The organism is Pseudomonas capeferrum, assembly GCF_000731675.1.
Taxonomy (GTDB): domain Bacteria; phylum Pseudomonadota; class Gammaproteobacteria; order Pseudomonadales; family Pseudomonadaceae; genus Aquipseudomonas; species Aquipseudomonas capeferrum.
On the sequence record NZ_JMIT01000001.1, the window covers coordinates 2,696,670 to 2,718,298 of the forward strand.

At 61.0% G+C, this 21,629-nt stretch carries 18 protein-coding genes; 13 read left to right on the top strand and 5 right to left on the bottom strand.

Annotation, left to right across the window (positions count from 1 at the left end):
- The first annotated feature begins 23 nt into the window (after positions 1-23).
- The 3 genes from PC358_RS11945 (at position 24) to PC358_RS11955 (ending at position 4,027) form a co-directional block, all read left to right on the top strand.
- A complete protein-coding gene (locus PC358_RS11945; protein ID WP_033699792.1) occupies positions 24-971 on the top strand; it encodes a dihydrodipicolinate synthase family protein in 948 nt (315 codons plus the stop codon).
- A 218-nt stretch (positions 972-1,189) separates the two neighbouring features.
- A complete protein-coding gene (locus PC358_RS11950) occupies positions 1,190-2,767 on the top strand; it encodes an aldehyde dehydrogenase (NADP(+)) (RefSeq protein ID WP_033699793.1) in 1,578 nt (525 codons plus the stop codon).
- Positions 2,768-2,770: 3 nt separating this feature from the next.
- On the top strand, positions 2,771-4,027 hold the full coding sequence (locus PC358_RS11955) for an NAD(P)/FAD-dependent oxidoreductase (RefSeq protein ID WP_033699794.1): 1,257 nt from the start codon (positions 2,771-2,773) through the stop codon (positions 4,025-4,027).
- A 130-nt stretch (positions 4,028-4,157) separates the two neighbouring features.
- Here the strand turns inward: PC358_RS11955 and xenA are convergent, their stop codons facing one another.
- Complete coding sequence (gene xenA / locus PC358_RS11960; protein ID WP_033699795.1) at positions 4,158-5,249, bottom strand: xenobiotic reductase XenA; 1,092 nt, start codon at positions 5,247-5,249, stop codon at positions 4,158-4,160.
- A 50-nt stretch (positions 5,250-5,299) separates the two neighbouring features.
- Here xenA and PC358_RS11965 point away from each other — a divergent pair, with 50 nt between their 5' ends.
- Positions 5,300-5,635 (top strand): ArsR/SmtB family transcription factor, encoded by a 336-nt coding sequence (locus PC358_RS11965; RefSeq protein ID WP_033699797.1) that lies wholly within the window; start codon positions 5,300-5,302, stop codon positions 5,633-5,635.
- Between the two features lie 220 nt (positions 5,636-5,855).
- Here the strand turns inward: PC358_RS11965 and mqo are convergent, their stop codons facing one another.
- Positions 5,856-7,493 carry a malate dehydrogenase (quinone) gene (gene mqo / locus PC358_RS11970; protein WP_033699799.1) on the bottom strand — a complete coding sequence of 546 codons (1,638 nt, stop codon included), beginning with the start codon at positions 7,491-7,493 and terminating at the stop codon, positions 5,856-5,858.
- Between the two features lie 334 nt (positions 7,494-7,827).
- Between mqo and PC358_RS11975 the strand changes: the two genes are divergently transcribed.
- From PC358_RS11975 to PC358_RS11985, 3 genes are all read left to right on the top strand, one after another.
- Positions 7,828-8,358, top strand: coding sequence for a sigma-70 family RNA polymerase sigma factor (locus PC358_RS11975; RefSeq protein WP_033699800.1), 531 nt, complete (start codon positions 7,828-7,830; stop codon positions 8,356-8,358).
- A gap of 4 nt (positions 8,359-8,362) precedes the next feature.
- Complete coding sequence (locus PC358_RS11980; protein WP_033699801.1) at positions 8,363-9,328, top strand: FecR domain-containing protein; 966 nt, start codon at positions 8,363-8,365, stop codon at positions 9,326-9,328.
- A 226-nt stretch (positions 9,329-9,554) separates the two neighbouring features.
- The gene (locus PC358_RS11985) at positions 9,555-11,996 is read left to right on the top strand and encodes a TonB-dependent siderophore receptor (RefSeq protein ID WP_033699803.1); all 2,442 of its coding nucleotides are present in this window, start codon (positions 9,555-9,557) and stop codon (positions 11,994-11,996) included.
- Between the two features lie 85 nt (positions 11,997-12,081).
- On the opposite strand, the gene PC358_RS11990 is transcribed toward PC358_RS11985, so the two are convergent.
- Positions 12,082-12,273, bottom strand: a complete 192-nt coding sequence (locus tag PC358_RS11990) for a DUF4223 family protein (RefSeq protein ID WP_027594641.1) — start codon at positions 12,271-12,273, stop codon at positions 12,082-12,084.
- Between the two features lie 203 nt (positions 12,274-12,476).
- Between PC358_RS11990 and PC358_RS11995 the strand changes: the two genes are divergently transcribed.
- The 3 genes from PC358_RS11995 to PC358_RS12005 all read left to right on the top strand — a co-directional run bounded on the left by PC358_RS11995 (position 12,477) and on the right by PC358_RS12005 (position 14,190).
- Positions 12,477-13,094 carry a LysE family transporter gene (locus PC358_RS11995; RefSeq protein WP_033699805.1) on the top strand — a complete coding sequence of 206 codons (618 nt, stop codon included), beginning with the start codon at positions 12,477-12,479 and terminating at the stop codon, positions 13,092-13,094.
- A gap of 464 nt (positions 13,095-13,558) precedes the next feature.
- The gene (locus tag PC358_RS12000) at positions 13,559-13,822 is read left to right on the top strand and encodes a hypothetical protein (protein WP_033699806.1); all 264 of its coding nucleotides are present in this window, start codon (positions 13,559-13,561) and stop codon (positions 13,820-13,822) included.
- A gap of 95 nt (positions 13,823-13,917) precedes the next feature.
- Entirely contained in the window at positions 13,918-14,190 is a 273-nt protein-coding gene (locus tag PC358_RS12005) for a DUF3077 domain-containing protein (protein WP_033699807.1), read from the top strand.
- A 225-nt stretch (positions 14,191-14,415) separates the two neighbouring features.
- Here the strand turns inward: PC358_RS12005 and PC358_RS12010 are convergent, their stop codons facing one another.
- Complete coding sequence (locus PC358_RS12010) at positions 14,416-18,045, bottom strand: transporter substrate-binding domain-containing protein (protein WP_033699808.1); 3,630 nt, start codon at positions 18,043-18,045, stop codon at positions 14,416-14,418.
- A 95-nt stretch (positions 18,046-18,140) separates the two neighbouring features.
- Complete coding sequence (locus tag PC358_RS12015; RefSeq protein ID WP_033699810.1) at positions 18,141-19,325, bottom strand: EAL domain-containing response regulator; 1,185 nt, start codon at positions 19,323-19,325, stop codon at positions 18,141-18,143.
- 199 nt (positions 19,326-19,524) lie between these two features.
- On the opposite strand from PC358_RS12015, the gene PC358_RS12020 reads away from it, so the two are divergent.
- The 3 genes from PC358_RS12020 (at position 19,525) to PC358_RS27755 (ending at position 21,615) form a co-directional block, all read left to right on the top strand.
- Positions 19,525-20,151 carry a response regulator transcription factor gene (locus tag PC358_RS12020; RefSeq protein WP_033699811.1) on the top strand — a complete coding sequence of 209 codons (627 nt, stop codon included), beginning with the start codon at positions 19,525-19,527 and terminating at the stop codon, positions 20,149-20,151.
- Positions 20,152-20,330: 179 nt separating this feature from the next.
- A complete protein-coding gene (locus tag PC358_RS12025; protein ID WP_033699813.1) occupies positions 20,331-20,885 on the top strand; it encodes a fimbrial protein in 555 nt (184 codons plus the stop codon).
- Positions 20,886-21,090: 205 nt separating this feature from the next.
- Positions 21,091-21,615 (top strand): fimbrial protein, encoded by a 525-nt coding sequence (locus tag PC358_RS27755; RefSeq protein WP_033699814.1) that lies wholly within the window; start codon positions 21,091-21,093, stop codon positions 21,613-21,615.
- The last annotated feature ends 14 nt before the right edge of the window (positions 21,616-21,629 follow it).

The following is a 21,629-nucleotide window of genomic DNA, read 5'->3' on the forward strand; positions in this document are numbered from 1 at the left end:
GAATATTGCAAGGAGTGACACCCATGAGCGACAACATCTTCACCGGCTGCATGCCTGCCCTGATGACCCCTTGCACCGCCGAGCGCAAACCAGACTTCGACGCCCTGGTGCGCAAAGGCCGCGAGCTGATCGAAGCCGGCATGAGCGCCGTGGTGTACTGCGGTTCGATGGGCGACTGGCCGCTGCTGACCGAGGCCGAGCGCCAGGAAGGCGTGGCGCGCCTGGTGGCGGCCGGCATCCCGACCATCGTCGGCACCGGCGCGGTGAACACCCGCGAGGCCGTCGCCCACGCCGCCCATGCCGCCGAAGTCGGCGCCGCCGGCCTGATGGTAATCCCGCGGGTGTTGTCCCGCGGCGCCTCGCTGATCGCCCAGAAGCACCACTTCTCGGCCATTCTGGCGGCTGCGCCGAAGCTGCCGGCGGTGATCTACAACAGCCCGTACTACGGCTTCGCCACCCGCGCCGACCTGTTCTTCGAACTGCGCCGCGAATACCCGAACCTGATCGGCTTCAAGGAATTCGGCGGCGGTGCCGACCTGCGCTACGCCGCCGAACACATCACCTCCAAGGACGACGACGTGACCCTGATGGTCGGCGTCGACACCCAGGTGGTGCATGGCTTCGTCAACTGCAACGCCACCGGCGCCATCACCGGTATCGGCAACGCCCTGCCGCGTGAGGTGCTGCAACTGGTGGGCCTGAGCAAACAGGCCGCCAAGGGCGACGCCAAGGCCCGGCGCCTGGCCCGCGAACTGGAAGCGGCGCTGGCAGTGCTGTCGTCGTTCGATGAAGGCTGCGACCTGGTGCTGTACTACAAGCACCTGATGGTGCTGAACGGCGACCGCGAATACAGCCTGCACTTCAATGAGACCGACGCCCTTACCGACGCCCAGCGCAACTACGCCGAACAGCAGTACGCGTTGTTCCGCCAGTGGTACGCCAACTGGTCGGCCGAGCAGAACGTCGCCTGATAACTCTGGGAGCAACTGTCTTGCTCAAGCGTGACCCCTGTGGGAGCGGGCTTGCCCCGCGAACACGGGCTATGCCCGTGCCATCCTCCGCGGTGCCTGCTTCGCGGGGCAAGCCCGCTCCCACAATGAATGCCCTTGTTCTCTGTGTGAAGGCGCAGCCCGAAAGGGTTGGGCGCTTTCCCGCAGGGTAAGCCGAATCTGACTCCAAAGGAGGCTCCATGACCCTGACTGGCAACCTGCTGATCGGCCAGCGCGCCGTGACCGGCAGCCGCGAAGCGATCCGCGCCATCGACCCGGCCACCGACCAAGCCCTTGAGCCCGCCTATGCCGGCGGCACCGGCGAGCACGTGGCCCAAGCTTGCGCACTGGCCTGGGCGGCGTTCGATGAATACCGCGAAACCTCGGTGGAACAGCGGGCCCACTTCCTCGAAACCATCGCCGAACAGATCGAGGCCCTGGGTGATGCGCTGATCGACCGCGCCGTCGCCGAAACCGGGCTGCCCAAGGCGCGCATCCAGGGCGAACGCGGCCGCACCTGCACGCAACTGCGCACCTTCGCCCGCGTGGTACGTGCCGGCGAGTGGCTGGACGTGCGCGTCGACAACGCCCTGCCCGAGCGCCAGCCCTTGCCGCGCCCCGACCTGCGCCAACGCCAGGTGGCCCTGGGCCCGGTGGCGGTGTTTGGTGCCAGCAACTTCCCCCTGGCCTTCTCGGTGGCCGGCGGCGACACCGCTTCGGCACTGGCCGCTGGCTGCCCGGTAGTGGTCAAGGCCCACGGCGCCCACCCAGGCACCAGCGAGCTCGTGGGCCAGGCACTGGCACAGGCCGTGAAACGCTGCGGCCTGCCCGAAGGCGTGTTCTCGCTGTTGTACGGCGCGGGCCGTGAAGTGGGCATCGCGCTGGTCAGCGACCCGCGCATCAAGGCGGTCGGCTTTACCGGCTCGCGCAGCGGTGGCATCGCCCTGTGCCAGGCCGCCCAGGCACGCCCGGAGCCCATCCCGGTGTACGCCGAGATGAGTTCGATCAACCCGGTGTTCCTGTTTGATGCCGCCCTGCACAACCGTGGCGAGGCGCTGGCGCAAGGCTTCGTCGCTTCGCTGACCCAGGGTGCCGGGCAGTTCTGCACCAACCCTGGCCTGGTGATAGCGCGCCAAGGGCCGGCGCTGCAACGCTTTGTCGCCGCCGCCAGCGCACAGGTGCAACGCGCGGGGGCACAGACCATGCTCACCCCCGGTATTTTCAGCGCCTATGCAACGGGCGTCGGCGCCTTGGCCGAAAACAGCAATGCCGAGGTCGCGGCCAGCGGCCAGCCACCGCAAGGCCCGAACCAGTGCCAGGCCCATTTGTTCGTGACCCAGGCCAGCGCGTTTCTGGCCGACCCCGCGCTGCAGGCCGAAGTCTTTGGCGCCGCCTCGTTGGTGGTGGCATGCGATAGCGACGCGCAGATCCGCCAGGTCGCCGAGCACCTGGAAGGCCAACTGACCGCCACCCTGCAGCTGGACGAGGCCGACCTCGACAGCGCCCGCGCGCTGCTGCCAACCCTGGAACGCAAAGCCGGGCGCATTCTGGTCAACGGCTGGCCTACCGGGGTCGAGGTGTGCGATGCGATGGTCCACGGCGGGCCGTTCCCTGCCACCTCCGATGCCCGCACCACCTCGGTGGGGACGGCGGCGATCCTGCGCTTCCTGCGCCCGGTGTGCTACCAGGACTTCCCTGACGGCCTGCTGCCAGAGGCCTTGCGCCACGGCAACCCGCTGCAACTGCGCCGGCTGCTCGACGGCAAGCGGGAAGGCTAGGCCATGGTCGAGCCACTCAACGCTGCCGACACCGATATCGCCGTGGTCGGCGCCGGCATCGTCGGCGTCGCCTGCGCCCTGCAACTGGCCCGCCAGGGCCGCCGGGTGCTGCTGATCGACCGCGAGCAACCCGGCCATGGCGCCTCCTACGGCAATGCCGGGCACCTGGCCACCGAGCAGGTATTCCCGATCGCCGACCTGTCGATCCTCAAGCGCCTGCCGAGCATGCTGATGGACCCGATGGGCCCGCTGCGCCTGGACTGGAAGTACCTGCCCAAGGCCATGCCCTGGTTCACCCGCCTGCTGCTCAACCTGCGGCCGGCGCCGTTCCAGCGCAGCGTAGCCGGTATCCGTGCATTGAACGAAGGCAGCCTGGCGGCGTGGCAGCAGTTGCTCGGCTCCATTGGGCGCAGCGACCTGTTCAAGGAAGAGGGGTCGTTGCTGGTGTTCGAACGCAGCGAGTCGCGCCAAGCACTCGTGGCCTTGCAGGCGCGCATGCACCAGCAGGCCGTGCCGGTCGACTGGTGGTCGGCCGATGCGGTGCAGGCAGCGGCGCCCCAGTTGAGCCCAGCGCTTTTAGGTGGGCTGTTTTTCCCCGCTACCGGGCATTTTATCGACCCGTACCGCGTGGTCTGTGAACTGTTCGAAGCAGCCAGGGCCAGTGGGGTGCGCTTCGTCCGGGCGCAGGTCGAAGGTGGGCAGTTGCACGGCGGCGGGGTCAGCCTGGTCAGCGACCAGGGCACGTTCAACGCCCGCCAGGTGCTGATCAGTTGCGGCGCGCACTCGGCAACACTTACCGCAGCCCTCACCGGCAAGCGGGTGCCGCTGGATACCGAGCGCGGCTACCACCTGATGTTGCCTGGCGAGCAGCAACGGCTGCCGTTCGCCGTGACCTCACTGGAGCGCAAGTTCATCATGACGCCGATGGCCGACGGCTTGCGCCTGGCCGGCACGGTGGAATTCGCAGGGCTGGATGCGCCGCCGAGCATGCAGCGGGCATGGCAGCTGCATCGGCTGAGCCAGGGTTTGTTCAAGCAGAACCTGGATGCCGAGGGCGCGACGCCGTGGATGGGCTTCAGGCCATCGTTGCCGGACTCATTGCCGGTGATCGACCGGGTGTGTGATGGGCGGGTGTTGCTGGCATTCGGGCATCAGCACCTGGGGCTGACCCAGGCGGCCGTGACGGCCGAATGGGTGGGGCGGCTTGCCGACCAGGAAAAAGGGCCGCAGATGGAGGCCTATCGGTTGGATCGGTTTTGATCAGGGCCGGCCTCTTCGCGGGGCAAGCCCGCTCCCACAGGTAACTGCCAACCTCAAGGCCAGCGGAGTAGCTGTGGGAGCGGGCTTGCCCCGCGAAGAGGCCGGCCCAGGCTACTGAATAATCAGCAACTCAGCGATAACGCTCAAGCCAGTGCGCATAAGGCGCCGGCAAGGTCCACGAGGCTTTATCCACGCCCAGCTCCTTGGCCGCAAAGTACGCCCAATGCGGATCAGCCAGGTGCGCACGCCCTACCGACACCAGGTCGAGCTGATTGGCTTTCAGCGCGCCTTCGGCCAGCTGCGGCGTACCAAAGCCCCACGCCGACGTCACCGGCAGGCCCGCCTCGCGGCGTACACGCTCTGCAATCGGCCCCATGAACGCCGGGCCCCACGGGATGTTGGCGTCAGGGATGGTGAAGCCGACGCTGACACTCAGCAGGTCCAGGCCACCGGCTTTGAACATGCGGGCCAACTCGATGGATTCTTCCAGGGTCTGCTCATCGCGACCGTCATATTCCAGCACGCCGAAACGCGCGGTCAGCGGCAGGTTTTCTGGCCACACCTCACGTACCGCGGCCAGGGTTTCCAGCAGGAAGCGGCTGCGGTTCTCGAAGCTGCCACCGTAGGCGTCGGTGCGCTGGTTGGTGTGTTCGGAGAAGAAGCTCTGGCCCAGGTAACCGTGGGCAAAGTGCAGTTCGATCCATTCAAAACCCGCATCCCGCGCACGGCGTGCAGCGTCGACGAAGTCTTGCTTGACCCGGGCGATGTCGCCCAGGGTCATTTCGCGCGGCACTTTCGGCAGGTGAGCACCGAAGGCAATGGCCGACGGGGCGATGGTGTCCCAGCCACGGGCGTCGTCGGCGGCGATGTGGTCGTCACCTTCCCAGGGGCGGTTGGCGCTGGCCTTGCGCCCGGCGTGGGCGATCTGGATGCCGGGCACCGAGCCTGCGGCCTTGATCGCCTGCACCACCGGCACGAAGGCTTGGGCGTGGGCGTCGCTCCAGATACCGGCACAACCGGGGGTGATGCGCCCTTCCGGCGCCACGGCGGTGGCTTCGACCACCAGCAGGCCGGCACCACCTCGGGCCAGGCTGGCCAGGTGCACGTGGTGCCAGTCGTTGATCATGCCGTCCTCAGCCATGTACTGGCACATCGGCGGAATGGCGATGCGGTTGCGCAGGGTGACGTCCTTGAGGGTGTAGGGTTCGAACAATGCGGACATGGAGAAGCTCCCGGGTTATCTGAATACGATAGTTCGATCATAATCGAACTATGGCAATAATTGAAAGGCCCGTTATCATGTCGACCATGCGAGCCTACAAACATCCCAACCCTGAAGACCTGATTCTCGAGCGCCTGCTTTACGCCCTGAGCGACCCCGTGCGCCTGGAGATTGTGCGCCACCTGGCGGGCGTGGCGGAGGCCAGCTGCGGCGAGCTTGACGGCGGGCGGCCGAAGTCGAGCATGTCCCACCATTTTCGCGTCTTGCGCGATGCGGGGCTGGTGCACACGCGCAACGTCGGCACTACCCACATGAATTCGCTGCGCAGCGAAATGCTCGACGAACGGTTCCCTGGGTTGCTGGAGTGTGTTTTGCGTCAGCGGTGATGCCGTGTGCTCGCCATAGCAGTTTCAGCGGCTATGAAATCGAGCGCCGCCCGGGCGGCGCTCGATATACGCCCCTCCACCCACCCCATGACAGGCCCCTAGCCGCCCTCACCCGATCTCCCGATGAACAAATCGCAGCCATTCTTCCCCAACATGGCGTGAAGAACCCAAAAAAAAGCCACGAGGTCACCCCCGTGGCTTTCGATTACAACAATGGGGCTTACAGCGCCATGTCGTTCTCAGGCTTGCTTTCTACCGGCTCGCTCGGCGCGTTGCCGAAATCAACGCTGGCGTCGATCACTGGCGGCTTCTCCAGCTGCAGCACTTCAGCGGTGTAGTTCCACTCTTTCTGCGTGGCCGCAGCCGAATCATTCAGCTTGGTACCGTAGCTTGGCACGATCTCTTTGATCTTGGCCTGCCACTCTGGCGTCGCCACTTTCTCTTTGAACACGGTCTCAAGCACATTCAGCATGATCGGGGCCGCGGTCGAAGCACCTGGCGAGGCGCCCAGCAGGCCGGCGATGGTGCGGTCTTGGGAAGCCACCACTTCGGTGCCCAGCTTCAGCACGCCACCCTTCTCGGCATCACGCTTGATGATCTGCACGCGCTGACCGGCCTGCCACAGGCGCCAGTCTTCTTTCTTGGCGTTGGGGAAGTAGGTGCGCAGCGCTTCGAAGCGGTCGTCGTCAGACAGCATCAGCTGGCCAGCGAGGTACTCGACCAGCGGGTACTGTTCGATACCGACCTTGGTCATCGGCCACACGTTGTGCAGCGTGGTGCTGCCCAACAGGTCGAGGTACGAGCCGTTTTTCAGGAACTTGGTCGAGAACGTGGCGAATGGCCCGAACAGGATCACGCGCTTGCCGTCCAGCACGCGGGTGTCCAGGTGCGGTACCGACATGGGCGGCGCGCCGGTCGAGGCAATGCCGTAGGCCTTGGCCATGTGCTGCATGGCAACGGTCGGGTTCTCGGTCACCAGGAACGAACCACCCACCGGGAAGCCGGCGTATTCCTTGGCCTCCGGGATACCCGACTTCTGCAGCAGCTTCAGCGCGCCGCCGCCGGCACCGATGAACAGGAACTTGGCGTCGGTGGCCGACTCGGTACCGTCCTTCAGGTTCTTGTACTCGACGTGCCAGGAGCCGTCCTTGTTACGGGTGATGTCCTGCACTTCGCTGGACAGCTTCAGGTCGAACTTGTCCTGGGTCTTCAGGTGGCCAACGAACTGGCGGGTGATCTCGCCGAAGTTGACGTCGGTGCCGATCGGTGTCCAGGTCACGGCCAGCTTCTGGTTAGGGTCGCGCCCTTCCATCATCAGCGGGACCCACTTGGCGATCTGCGCGTGGTCCTCGGAGTACTGCATCGGGCGGAACAACGGGCTGGCCTGCAGCGCGTCGTAACGCTTCTTGAGGAACTTGATGTTGTCATCGCCCCAGACGAAGCTCATGTGCGGGGTGCTGTTGATGAACGAATGCGGGTTCTTCAACACACCCTGGCGGACCTGCCACGACCAGAACTGGCGGGAGATCTGGAAGGCTTCGTTGATTTCGATGGCCTTGGTGATGTTGACGTTGCCGTCTTTGTCTTCCGGGGTGTAGTTCAGCTCGGCCAGCGCGGAGTGGCCGGTACCGGCGTTGTTCCAGCCGTTGGAGCTTTCTTCCGCGACGCCGTCCAGGCGCTCGACCATTTCCATCGACCAGCTCGGCTCCAGCTCGTGCAGCCAGACAGCCAGGGTGGAACTCATGATGCCGCCGCCGACCAGCAGCACGTCGACTTTCTTGGTTTCTGCCGCGTGCGCTTGCATGACGCTCGCCGCGACAGCCAGACCCAGCAAGGTCTTGCCAGCTTTCTTGAACATTGATTGATTCCAATGGTTAGCACGTAAGGAAGGCCTAGGCGGGGCCTTGTATTTCTCTGTCCTTCAGCGCGCGCTTGTTATTGGTCATTGGAGTCAGCAGCCAAGAGAAACAGTGAACGCTCAGCCGTTGGTCGAATTGACCGGCCATCGCTGAAACGTTTTTCCGATTGTAACCCAATTGCCAGCACAAACAAATTGAGGGGGTTCGCGTCAAGGCGGCAGGTTGTCCCAGGTGCACGGGGAAGAACGACACCGATTGCAGTATTGTTCCGCCGCCCCTACTATTGCGATTATTTCTCATTCGCACCAGTACGCGCTCGCGCCGGATGCCGCCGTGGTTTCGATACCTGAGTTGAACACCTCGATCCATACCCTGTACCACAGCCATTCGCGCTGGTTGCTTGGCTTTTTGTACCGGCGCCTGGGCAGCCGTTGCGATGCCGCCGACCTGGTGCAGGACACCTTCCTGCGCATCCTCAACCGCCCCCGCCAGTTCGACGGTGAGCGTGGTGAACGCTCGTACCTCGCCACCATCGCCCGTGGCCTGTGCGTGGATCACTGGCGGCGACAGAAGCTGGAGCAAGCCTGGTTGCAACAGCTGGCGTCGCAGCCGGAAGCATTGCAGCCCTCCCCCGAGCAGCGGGCGATCATCGTCGAGACCCTGCACGAGGTCGACGCCATGCTGTTGCGCCTGCCCGGCAAAGTGCGCCAGGCGTTTCTGCTGGCGCAGATCGATGGCCTGGCCTACCGCGATATTGCCGCGCACCTGGGCGTTGGCGAGCGCATGGTCAAGAAGTACCTGGCGCAGGCGTTTTTGCATTGCGCCATCCTTGAAGCCGAACTCGACGGCGTGCTGGTGGAATGACGCCATGAGTACACCCGCGCAGAAACTCAGCCACGCCAGCCTGCAGGAAGCCGCGCACTGGTATGTGCAACTGCAGGACGAAGCCGCCGACCCGCAGGTGCGCCACCAGTGGCAGCGCTGGCTGGACCAGCACGGCGACCACCAGGCGGCCTGGCATTATGTGCAACGCGTCGGTCAACGCTTCGCCCCCTTGCAGGCCGAAGGCGCTGCGGCGGGCCGCGCCCTGCGCGAGCACGACCCGCGCCGCTTCAGCCGGCGCACGGGGCTCAAGACGTTGCTGGTGCTCGGCGCCAGCTCGCTGCTGGGCTGGCAGGCTTGGCGGGGGGCGCCGCTGTCGAGCTGGAGCGCCGACCTTGCCACCGGCATTGGCGAAACCCGGGTAACGCGCCTGGCCGACGGCAGCCAGTTGTGGCTGGGTGCACAAAGTGCGGTGGACCTGGAATTTTCGGCGCTGAGCCGAGTGTTGAAGCTGCGCTTTGGCGAAATACTGGTGGAGACCGCCGCCGACCCGCGCCGGCCGTTTTTCGTCGACACCGCGCAAGGGCGCATGCAGGCGCTGGGTACACGGTTTGCGGTCTGCCAACTGGGCGACAGCACGCGGTTGAACGTGTATGCCGGTGCGGTCGAGGTTTGTACTGCGCTGCGGGGTGAGCGCCTTATCGTCCAGGCCGGGCAGCAGGTGGATTTCAGTGCCCAGGGCATCAGCACAGCGCGCCCGGCGCAGAGTGCGGGCGAGTCGTGGATTCAGCAGCGATTGAATGCCGAGGACATGCCTCTGGCGCAGTTGCTGCAGACGCTGGGGCGCTATCGCCATGGGCACCTGGGGTGGCATCCGGCGGTGGCGCAGTTGTCGGTGATGGGGGCTTTTCCGCTTGATGATACCGACCGCGCGCTTGAGCTGTTGCAGGCGGCGCTGCCGGTGCGGGTGCAGCGGGTGACGCCATGGTGGGTGAGTGTGGAGCCCGCTTGAGGGGGTGTGGGGGTGACAGGTGCATGCCGATAGGTTTGCAGCGCCCTTGAGATCGAGCGCCGCCCGCGCGGCGCTCGATCTCAAGGGCAATACAAAAACAACGGCATACACCCAAAAGCCCCAAAACCCCCAAAAAACCCCCACCGCCCAGTTCCCTTTTCCCAATCTCGTTCGGTTACCCCCTCACAACCCCCTTCAACTCACCGTATCCACCCCAGGGACCAGCATGCCGACGCCCTTCCTCCCCGCCCTTCGCCTGGCGCTTGCCGCCCCACTGTCTCTATGCGCCGCCGCCCCCCTCATGCTGCCGGCAACGCTGGCCCATGCCGAACAAGCCGCCAGCGCCGAGACCACCTTCAACATCGCCCCCGGCTCGCTGGCCGGCGCCCTCAACCAGTTCAGCAGCCAGGCCGGCATCTACCTGGCCGGCAGCAATGCATTGGCCGCCGGCAAGACCAGCCCGGGCCTGCAAGGCCGCTACAGCGTCGCCCAAGGCCTGGCCCGCCTGCTGCAAGGCAGTGGCCTGCAAGCCGTACCGCAAGGCAGCGCCGGCTATGTGCTGCAACCGGTCGCCGACGGCAATGCCTTGCAACTCGATGCCACCGCCATCAACGCCGCAACCCTAGTCGCCAGCAATGGCCAGGGCGACAGTGGCTACCGCGCGGTAGCCAGCGCCACCGCCAGCAAGACCAGCAGCGCCCTGGCCGACACGCCGCGCTCGGTCTCGGTGGTGACCCGCCAGCGCATGGACGACCAGCAATCACAAACCCTTACCGAGGTGCTCGGCTATGTGCCGGGCATCTTCTCCCCACCGTTTGCCGGCGGTGATGGCCAGGCGGGCGACCTGTTCTTCATCCGTGGCTTCAACGCCACCGACTATGGCTACGGCCTGCTGCGCGACGGCCTGCGGGTACAAGGCAACCGCTACGACACCAGCAGCGAACCTTATGGCCTGGAGCGCGTGGAAGTATTCCGCGGCCCGACCTCTATCCTTTATGGCGAGAATGCCCCAGGTGGCGTGGTCAACCTGGTCAGCAAGCGGCCGACCGCCGAACCCCGTGGCGAAGTGCAGCTGAGCTACGGCTCGCACAACCGCCGCCAACTGGGCGTCGACGTGTCCGGCCCACTGAACGAAGAAGGCAACGTGCTGGGCCGCCTGGTGATGATGGGCCGCAACTCCGCTACCCAGGTCGATCACCAGCCCGATGACCGCCTCTACATCGCCCCCTCGCTGACCCTGAACTTCGACGACTTCAACAACCTCACCCTGCTGGCCACCTACCAGCGCGACCGCACGCTGATGGAACTCGGCTACCCGGCCGCCGGCACCTTGCTGCACAACCCCAATGGCAAGATCGACAAGGACCAGTTGTCCGGCAACCCGGACTGGGACAACTTCGAACGCGAAACCTGGAGCCTGGGCTACGAGTTCAGCCACCGCTTCAACGATACCTGGCAGTTCCGCCAGAACTCGCGTTACCTGCAGTCGCGCATCGACCGCCAGGAGACCTGGCCAGGCAGCCTCAACAATGGCGGCTTCGGCACCACCCTGAGCAACCAGGCCTACGACCGCTACAACAAGTCCATCGCCTACTCGCTGGACAACCAGTTCGAAGGCCACTTCAACAGCGGCGCGTTCGAGCACACCCTGCTGTTGGGGGCGAGCCTTGACCGCACCTCGTTCAACCAGGACTGGGACGCCGGCAACGGCGGCACCATCAACGTGTTCGACCCGGTGTGGAACGGCAAGCCAAGCACGCCACTGCACGTGCAGAACGCCTTGCTCGAACAGACCATGTACGGCCTCTACAGCCAGTTGCAGACCAAGGTCGACAATTGGGTGCTGCTGCTCGGCGGGCGCCTGGACCGGGTCAACAGCCAGTTCCGCAACAAGGCTGGCACGCTCAACGTTCCAGCGGACATGGACAGCTGGGACAGCGACTTCACCTGGCAGACCGGCGTGATGTACCAGTTCGAAAACGGCCTGTCGCCCTACTTCAGCTACTCCACTGCCTTCGCCCCGACCCAGCAGACCGAGAGCAAGAGCGGCCCGCTGGACCCGACCACCAGCGAACAGTACGAAGTGGGTATCAAGTACGAACCCAAAGGCTGGAACACCGCCTTCACCGCGTCGGTGTACGACCTGCGCAAGAAGGACGATGTGCTGTTCGACTCAAGCGTCGGTGACTACCGCCAGATCGGCGCCAGCCGCGCCAAGGGCGTGGAGCTGGAGCTCAACAGCGACCTGAGCGAAAACCTCAACCTCACGGCGGCGTATACCTACACCGATTCGCGCATTACCAAAGACGTGGCCGGCTCGCTGTATGAAGACCATCAGATGACCGGGGTACCGCGCAACCAGGCGTCGGTGTGGAGCACCTACCGTTTTCGTGATGGGCTGTTGAAGGGCTTGCAGATTGGCGGCGGCGTGCGTCATTTCGACAGCACATTCGCTTATACCCCAGCCAGCCTGTACGGCAAGCTCGATACCGGCGATGTCACGCTGGTGGACGCCAAGGTGGGTTACACCCTCGACGACAACTGGTCGGTCGAGGTCAACGCCCGCAACCTGTTCGACAAAGAGTACGTGGCCGGTTGCAACAACGCCGGGCGTTGCTACTGGGGTGAGGAGCGCACCTTGCTGGGCACGGTGTCGCTGCGCTGGTGAGCCGTTAAACAAAAGACCCCGGCCACTTGCATGGCCGGGGTCTTTGGATCACGTCGCAAGCGGCGCGATCAGGGTATCGCCAAGATTACTGCGGCTGAGGCAGTTTATCGATTGGGCCGCAGCCACCGATGACCTTGGAGATGGAAACCGAAGGGTGGAACAGGTAGTCGTACGAGCAGTTCTTCTGCTGGTTGTAGACTTGGCCAGTGCAGCCGGACAGCAGGGCAACGCCCGAAACGACAGCAACAGCAACAGTGGCTTTCAACAGCTTTTTCATACAAAGTCCTTTAAATGAATCGTCGGCCATCGTGCTGATGGCGCCCGGATCATACAGAACCAAGGCATTGGATCCAAGTCGTGCGGGCCGCGATGTAACAATACGTCGCGTTATCGCAGCATTAACCGACAGTTGAAAAGCAGGCCGCCTCGGAAGATAGTCTGTCGTTCTGCCTCACACCTGCACGCTTACAGGAGTTTCCCATGCTCGGTGTTACCGACTACGGCGCGTTCGTCATCGCCTTCATCATCGTTCTGGCCATCCCCGGCCCGGGCAACTTTGCCTTGATCACGGCGACCGGCAAAGGCGGCATCAAGGCTGGCATGGCGGCGACCTGCGGGGTGATCCTGGGTGACCAGGTGCTGCTGTGGCTGGCCGTGGCGGGCGTTGCCACCCTGCTGGCCGCCTACCCTGCCGCGTTCCATGTGGTGCAGTGGGCGGGCGCTGCGTACCTGGCCTACCTGGGGCTACGCATGTTGCTGAGCAAACCCGGCGGCGCCCCGCGTGCCAGCGGCATGGACAACGGCCATTACTTGCGCCAGACCATGATGATCACCTTGCTCAACCCCAAGGCGATCATGTTCTACATGGCGTTTTTCCCGCTGTTCGTCGACCCGGTGAAGCACCAGGGGCTGGTGACCTTTGGCTTCCTGGCGGCGACCGTGGCGGTGGTGACGTTGCTGTATGGGCTGATTGCGGTGGTGTTGACCCACAAGCTGGCTGAACGCATGCGCGCGAATCCGCGGATTACCCACCTGTTCGAGCGATTGGCGGGGGTGTGCCTGGTTGGGTTCGGGATCAAGCTGGCGGCGATGCGCTGAGGGTTTTCCTACAAGGCTTGCGCTGCACTGTAGGAGCTGGCTTGCCCTGCGATGGGCCGCAAAGCGGCCCCAGGATCTATCCAGCAAACCATAACCAACAGGTCAGCCCAGTATTCATTCCCTGAACGATAAAAGACGGCAACTTAGCCTTCCGCCCTACAGCTAACCTTCAGTTTTTTCCCCTATCTTGTAGTCCATTTCCCAAACATACTCCCAACCCGCTCAAACTGTTGCTAGTGCTTGGGTCGCGCTCTAGTCTCGCCGTGTCGTTGCCACTGTAGCGACCGGCTTTGACAGGCCGTCCCGACTTAAGAACTCACTTGCAGCGCTTAATGGCAGCTGTACATGGGGCACACTCGTGTGCGCCGGGTTCCTTGGGTCACCGGTCTGTCAACCCATGTATAGCTGCCTCCATTCGTTTGACAGCGTTAGCAGGCAGCTCCACCTGACTCAAGGAGCTGTATATGCGCAAGATAGTCCCCGATCCGCCCTACTCCCTCGATGCCTCTCAAATCCTGCAGGACACCCTGATCCAATCCACAGAGTACGTCCTCTGCGCCCTGTCCGTAGCCCGTCAGTCCGTGCAACTCAAACCCACCTCGCCCAGCTCGATCGTGATGCAAGCCGTCATCCACGAGATGGAAGCCGTACAAAGCCTGGTGGAGTCCGCCTTGATGCAACTGCAGATGCAGCCGCATGCTCCGGCAGAGCCGCGCACCCTGCACTGAAACCATTGAAGTGATGCATCGCCTGGGCGTGCCTGTTCGCGGGTAAAACCGCGAACAGGCACGCCCGGGAACTGAACATTCCAGGGAGTTCAATGATGACTACAGACACCCCCAAGCCGCCCACTACAGCCGGCAAAACCACGTTCTACCAAGGCGAAAACCAGACCCACCCACTCTTTCGCATCGAGCCGGGCATCTGCTGCCAAAGCGCCCGCGAACAGGCTTCCGAATTGATGGGCTACGTACGCGACATGACCTTGGCTGGATTGATGGATGGTGATCAAAAGCTGATCTGGGCCTCGCATTACCTGAGCGCGATGGCCAAGGCGCTGCTAGATGATGCTGAGCTGGGGATGATGAAACATTAAGGCAACGCTATGCGAGTCCTCGATCTGAATTTGAGCAACACCAAACCGTTCGAGGCCTCGCGCTTTCTCGACAATGCCCAAGTATTCGCAGCGTTCTTGACGGAGGGTGTGTGGACACTGAGACGTATACAGGCTGGGCAGCGTAGAGCAATTGCCATCGCAAGCACTATCAACAGAGACGCCTGATCACGGCCTCACCAAAAGGCTAAGGTTGTCGCCTGAGCGCTATCTATAACTCATAAGCGCCTGCTCCAGGGCTGTGATAGCAGCCTGAACCTCTACCACGACATCGCTGATCTGGCTCTGATACATCTCCGGTGTACGGCACAAAACCTCCAGTTGACGACAACACTCAACCAGTTGCTCAGCTTTTACCACCCTTGCAGCGCCCTTGATTCGGTGCGCCAGCTCCGCCAGCTTTTCGAATTGGTCTTCCTGCATGAAGATACCAAGAGCTTTACAATCCTTGCGGTTGTTATTGATCAGCTCATCAAGAATCTGTCTAAACTTCTCAGGCTCGCTGCTGATCAACATTTCCAAGGGCCCAAGGTCGACCACGCTCGTTGAAACAGGCCTCGCCTCTAATCGTTCCGTAGACTGCAAGTCGATCGCAGGACTTTCGTTCTTAGAGCACTGCAACAAGCGAGCGTCCAATTCATCCAAAGCAATCGGCTTAATTAGACAATCATTCATACCGACTTTAAGACAAAGCTCTATCTCTTCCGATTGCGCATCAGCGGTCAGACCCAGGATTATGGAAGCCTCCAACCCTTGAGCCTCCTCTACCTGCCGTATCGCCTGAGTAAGTTCGGCACCGCTCATGACCGGCATGTGGCAATCGGTAATGACAATATCGAAAGCGTGCTCACACCAGCGTTCAAAAGCCGACCGGCCGTTTTCCGCCTCGCTGACATCATGACCCAGAAAGTTCAGCTGCTGACGCAGTACCTGTCGATTGACTTCATGATCATCGACGATCAATACTTGCAAACGATAGCGTGGTTGTTGAATTAACGGCAGTGCAGTTATTGGCGTAAAATTAACAGGTTCAAGTATCTGCAGGCCTAGCTCGACTTCGACGCGAGTCCCTCTACCGACGGCGCTGCTCAGGTTCACTCGGCCGCCCATCATTTCGCAAAGCGAGCGACTGATCACTAGCCCCAGCCCAGTGCCTTCGCTTTGATGTGAGTTTCGTTGAGCCTGAACAAAAGGACGGAACAATCGTTGTTGATCTTCAGAACTGATACCCACGCCAGTGTCTTCGACACTGAGCTTGATAGTTAGCACGCTTGCTTCGCTCAACACACCACTGATGCTGATTTTGACTGTTCCCGCTTCGGTGAATTTGATTGCGTTGCTAACCAGATTGGAAAGAACCTGTTTGAAACGTAGAGCGTCGATCAGTACGTCACAGTTGATGCTAGAGTCGATATCGAGCAAAAGCTCAAGGCGCTTTTGACGCGCCAGCCCTTCAAACACCCGCGCCACTGACTCAATCAAAACACGTAAGTTCGCACGTTTAAGCGACAGGCTAAGGCGTCCAGACTCGATGCGGGCGATGTCGAGGATATCGCCGATCAATTCCAGCAGGCTTTTTGCCGATGTATGAGCGATCTCAATGCTGGCGCGGTCGATTGGCTCGCTGTCGGCGCGCTTGAGTGCAAGCTCGAGGATGCCGATCACGGCATTCATCGGTGTGCGGATTTCGTGACTCATGGTGGCCAGGAAGCTGGTCTTGGCGCGGCTAGCGTCGTCCGAATGGGCCTTCGCTTCGCGTAACTGCGCCACCAACTGGCGGTGCTCGGTGATATCCAGCCAGCCACAGATGACACCCTTTGTCACCCCTTTGGAGTCCTGAAACGGTTGCACCCAGTGGTTGATCCACGCCTCCTTGCCCTGGAGCCGCACGGCATGTACCGACTCGATCGTCTGCCCGTCGCGCATGGCCTGAGAGTAATTGCGATGGAACTCCGGGAGGCTTTCGAAATTCTCCTTCGGTAACTGCCGGACCGTTTTATGCAACACCTCATCGGCGCTCAAGCCAACGCTTTTGAGATAGCTGCGGTTGCACGACAGCATTCGTCCCTTGGTATCACGGACATAAAGCGGTGGCGGCATGCAGTCGGTCAGGGTCTCGATAAATTGCAACTGATCGTTGAGCATGCGCTCGGCCTTGAGCCGGGCTTTGATCTGCCTACGCAGGTAAAACACCCACACCAGTGACAACAACAGCAACAGCGCGGCAGCGGCGACAATTTCAGTGATCAGCCGCTCATAATCTACCCAGGTCTGACCGCTCATACCCGGTGGCGAACGCCAGCGGTTGGAAATCGCATTGAGCTCGTCCGGTGCAATGCTCTGCAAGACGGTATCGATGATCGACTGCAGCTCTACGTCACTACGACGCATGGCGAAATTGACCGTCGCCGGTCCAACATCAAGTATCTGGTTGATGGCCAGTTTGTCGTGGAACAACCGCTCGATGTAATAGCGTGCAGCAGGCAACGCCACCATCGCAGCATCAGCATTGCCTTCATAGAGCAAGTTCATTGTATCCAGCGAGCCACCCGCCTCCACCACCCTGGCTTCGGGGTAACGCTCGCGCAGTTGCTCGATGGCCACATGACCCGTTGGAACCGCCACACGCTTGTCGATCAGATTGCCCAGCTTGCCTTGCTGGTCAATGTTGCTGAGCAATACAAAGGGACTGTTGAGCAGTGGCCGGGAAAAGCGCAGGTATTCCTCGCGCTCCGAGCTTGCCGTCATCAGTGCCAGATCTGCCTTGCCCTTCTGCACCGCGTCGATAATCTGGGGGAAGCCACCACTGCGGGAAACCACTTCAAAATGCAGGCCGGTACTTAGCGTGATCACTTCAAGAATATCGGCGATGCCGCCTGAAAACACCCCGCTAGCATCGAAATAGGCGCCCGGGGCCAGGTCATCATTGATCACCAGGCGTACCACCGGATGCCGCTGTATCCAGCGTGTTTGCTCTACGGTGAGGCTAATGGGGTCTTCACTGGGGATGAAGCTGTTGCCCACCCATCGCTTGGCCAAATTGCGCAACTGATCTTCGCCGATGGATGTGAGGGCGACATTGAGAAGCCGTTGCATACGCGTGTTGTCGACCTTCAGCGCATAACTGTAGTCGCCTCCGCGAACATCCGAGAAACGCTCAAAACGGACAAAGTTGTAGAACGAACGATTGATTAGGTAATAGGCGCTGTACAGGTCGTCCAAGTAAACATCCGCCTGCCCAAAGGCGGCAGCGGCAATCGCTTTTTCATGGTCGGCGTACACCCTAAAAACGGCCCGCGGGTAGCGGTGTTTGAGCTCGGCGCTATGCTCGTGGGTGATCGCGACACGCAAGCCGGCAAGATCAGGGGGTGAATGCCGGGGTTCGGCACTGCGTTTGAACACCGCCAGCCGGTCCCTGGCGTAGGGAATGCTCAGCAGCAGGTCGGGGCGAGGCTCTGTACTGCCGTGAATACTGATGACATCGACACTACCGGCCTGTAATGCCTTGCGCGCGTCCTGCTCATTAGCAAAGGGAACGACCTTCACCTGCAAGCCCAAGAGTTGAGCGACCAGAGCGGTTGCATCGGCGCTGATGCCTTCGTACAGGTTATCTTGGGCATAGACTGAAAACGGCGCGGACTCGGTTGCATACACACCCACCTTGAGCTCAGCCTTGTGCCGCAGCCAATGCCAGTCTTCAGTCGTGATCGCCATATCGTGACGATCGATACGCAGCTGGCTGGACAACACCTGCGGGGCCAAAGGCAGGGTGGCAGCCAGCAGCGGAACGCTGCTCAACAGTAGGCCGATGGACAGGCAGAAAGAACGTAAATGCATGCGAGATAGAAACCGAAGGAGCCTGGGGATCGCCGCCAGTGGCGGCGCAATAATAGTTCAAAGTGGTTGCCGTCGCTCGTTCATGAGGACCTGCCTCACAACCTGCGCTGCATGCAGAAGTCGATGAAGTGGCTTTCCGGCATCGGCCGGGCGAACAAAAACCCTTGGGCAAGGGTGGCGCCCAACTCAATCAGGTGAGCCTGTTGCTCGACGGTCTCTACACCTTCGATAACCAGCGAGATGCCTAACGCCCGGGCCAGCGCCACCGAGCAACTGATAATCGCAGCGCTCTTGGGCTGGTTTTGCATCTTGCGCACGAACGCCCGGTCAAGCTTGATTTCACTAAATGGCAGTTCACTTAGTCTATCCAGTGAAGAATAACCGGCGCCAAAATCATCCATGGCCAGGCCACAACCGAGCATACGCAGCCGCACCAAGTTTTCCAGACTTCTGGCAGGTGCACTGATGAGACCAGACTCGGTGATTTCGAACGTCACGCTGGCCGCTGGCACCTGTGACCGCTTGATCAGCAGGGTGATGCGCTCAGTCAACGCGGCGCACGCCAGCTGCGCCGGGTGCAAGTTGAACGCCAGGTCGATCCCCTGGCGCTGCGCTGCCAGCCTTTGCTGAAGAGACAGGCCCTGTTCGAACAGCTGCCAGAACAAGCGGTTGATCAGGTTGTGCGCTTCCATCACCGGTAAAAAATGTGCGGGTGGCAGCACCCCCCATTGAGGGTGCGTCCAGCGTGCAAGCACTTCTGCGCCAACCAGTTGCTGCCCCTGCAGGGTAAATTTGGGTTGGTAATAGGCCTCGAACTCTCCGTTGTCCAAGCCTTGCTGCACATCGTTCAGCGTGGGGAGCTCTGCCGGCGACAACACTTTAGGCGCGGCGCTGCAGTGTTCCCTATAGCGTTTGACCACCTGGCTGAATCCTTCCAGGTTGAAAGGCTTGCCCAAGTCGCCCAAAAAAGTCAGGCCCAGACAGTGGATCATCGCGACCGTGGCTTGACGCAGCGCCGGGTCCAGTTCGCTGCATAGCACCACAGCCCCAATTTTGCCGCTGCTACTGGCTTGGCGAAGAAACGCCAAGCCGTCCATGCCAGCCATTCTCAAGTCACAGATAATAATGTCTACCGCGTCGCAGGCTGACAGCACAGCAACGGCCTCGTGGCCGTCCGCCGCTTGCAGAATGGGCCCCGGCAACACTTTTTCCAGTGCAGTCACGGTGACAAGGCGCTGGAAGGGTTCATCCTCCAGCACCAGAACAGTCAAGTCTTGCATCGCAGGTCTACACGCACGCAATTGAAGGAGCCACAGTCTGCAAGGCTCGCATCTGACACCTCCATGGGAAATTTCCTCTCATCCATCGGAAATTTCCGAAGCAAGTACAGCTCTGTCCTACGCAGCTAATGGTGATAACCTGCTAGTGGCTTATCGATACCGTTCCGTAACAAGCGCGTTCTCAAGGTAGATTCACACTATGCATAGCGTTCTGATAGTTGACGATCATCCAGTCATTCGACTTGCAGTCCGGGTGCTGCTGGAAAAGCACGGCATGCGCGTGGTGGGCGAAGCGGACAATGGCCTGGATGCGGTTCAGCTGGTACGCGAGCTCAACCCGCAGGTGGTCATTCTCGATATTGGTATTCCCAAACTGGATGGGTTTACCGTTATCACCAAGATTAAAACGCTAGATGTGCGTAGCAAGGTGCTTATCCTGACTTCGCAACCTGCCGATTCGGTATGCCGTCGCTGTATCCAGTTAGGTGCACGCGGTTTCGTCAACAAGGAAGAGGACCTGGGCAGCCTGATTACAGCGATCAAATCGGTGGATGCCGGCTATACGTTCTTTCCCTCGCTCACGTTCGACAGTGTCAACCCTGCCGACCAACTGTCGGAACTGGAGCAGATTCGCTCATTAACCGCCCGGGAAGTGACGGTATTGCAATACTTGGCGCAGGGCTACTCGAACAAACAAATTGGCGACATGCTCTTTTTGAGCAATAAAACTGTGAGCACCTACAAAACGCGGCTATTGCAAAAGCTGGGCGCTACGTCGCTGGTTGACCTGGCGGAGTTTGCCAAACGCAATGAATTGACGCGGTAATCGCTGCATAAATGCACCCGTAGGAAATTTCCTATGCTTCCGTAGGCAATTTCCTACTCATTTCTTCCCTTTCGCCCCCTAGGCTTACTCCAGCTCAACGGTACACAGATACCCGAGCAGAAAGAGAGTGTTCAACTAAGCCCCCTTCAAGCACTTCACTATCAACCTAGGAGTATGAAATGAAAGTTAGTTCGTTGGCTGGCGCGATCATGGCAGTTGCCTTGGCATCCACCTCGGCTGTCACCTTTGCCCAAGATCAAGGTCACGGTCGCATTACCTTCAGGGGCGCAATTATTGAGGCACCGTGCTCCATCGCCCAAGAGTCGGCATACCAAACCGTCGAGATGGATCAAGTCTCCAATGTTTCCCTGAAAGACGGCGGAAAATCCACTCCGAAAACCTTCAAGATCGAACTGCGCGGTTGTGAACTGGGCGCACTGAAGTCGGCCACTGCAACCTTCACCGGTTCGCCTGCGTCCAACCCCGACCTGCTGGCTATCAGAGGTACGGCCCAAGGCGCCAGCCTGGCCATCGCCGATCACACCGGTGAGCTGATCAAGCTGGGTGACGCTTCTCCTGCCCAGACGCTGTCCAATGGCGACACCTACCTCGAGTTCAAAGCCTATCTGCAGGGTGACATGGTTGCCCCAGCTGGTGGCGGCGCAGCAACAGGAGCCGCAATCAAACCGGGTGACTTCGAAACGTTCGCCAACTTCACCCTCGCTTATCAGTAAGCTAATCCGTTACTGAGGTGCTCCGCAGTACGCAAGGATAGCGTGATGAGGTGCTCCGAAGTACGCACGGATCGCGTAATGAGGCGCCCCGCAGTACGCACGGATCGCGTAATGATGAGGTGCTCCGCAGTACGCACGGATCGCGTGATGAGGTGCCCCGCAGTAAGCACGGATCGCTTATTGCGGGGAGTTTGCGGAGGTTTAAATGATTCGCTCAACCGTCCTGCTGCTGACTCTATGCCCTCTAATCATGCCCACCAGTGCTGCCGATGCACTCGAAGGGCATGTACAACTGGGCGGGAGCATCGTGGACAGCGCCTGTAATATGCGAGTGGGTAGCGATCGTCAAACGATTGCGTTCAAACCTATGACACTGAATGGCCTGCTAAACGGCGATACATCATCGCAGCATTCCTTAACCCTCTATATCAGCGACTGTATTGCATCGGAAAAGCCCAACGACACCGATGTTTCCCAGCGCTTTAAACTGACATTCGAAGGACAACCCAATGGAAAGTACTTTGCTATCGAGGGCATCGCTAAAGGCATTGCCCTGCAAATAAAAGACCGCCAGGGTAAATTAGTATCGCCAGGCATGGTACTTGAGCACAACGAACTGTCTACTGACAGCCTAATGCTCAACTACTCATTGACGCTCGTTGGCGTCGGACATGCACTGGAAGCAGGCGATTATCACGCCACCATCAAGCTTAACATTCAGCACTTCTGAACTGCCCCACAATC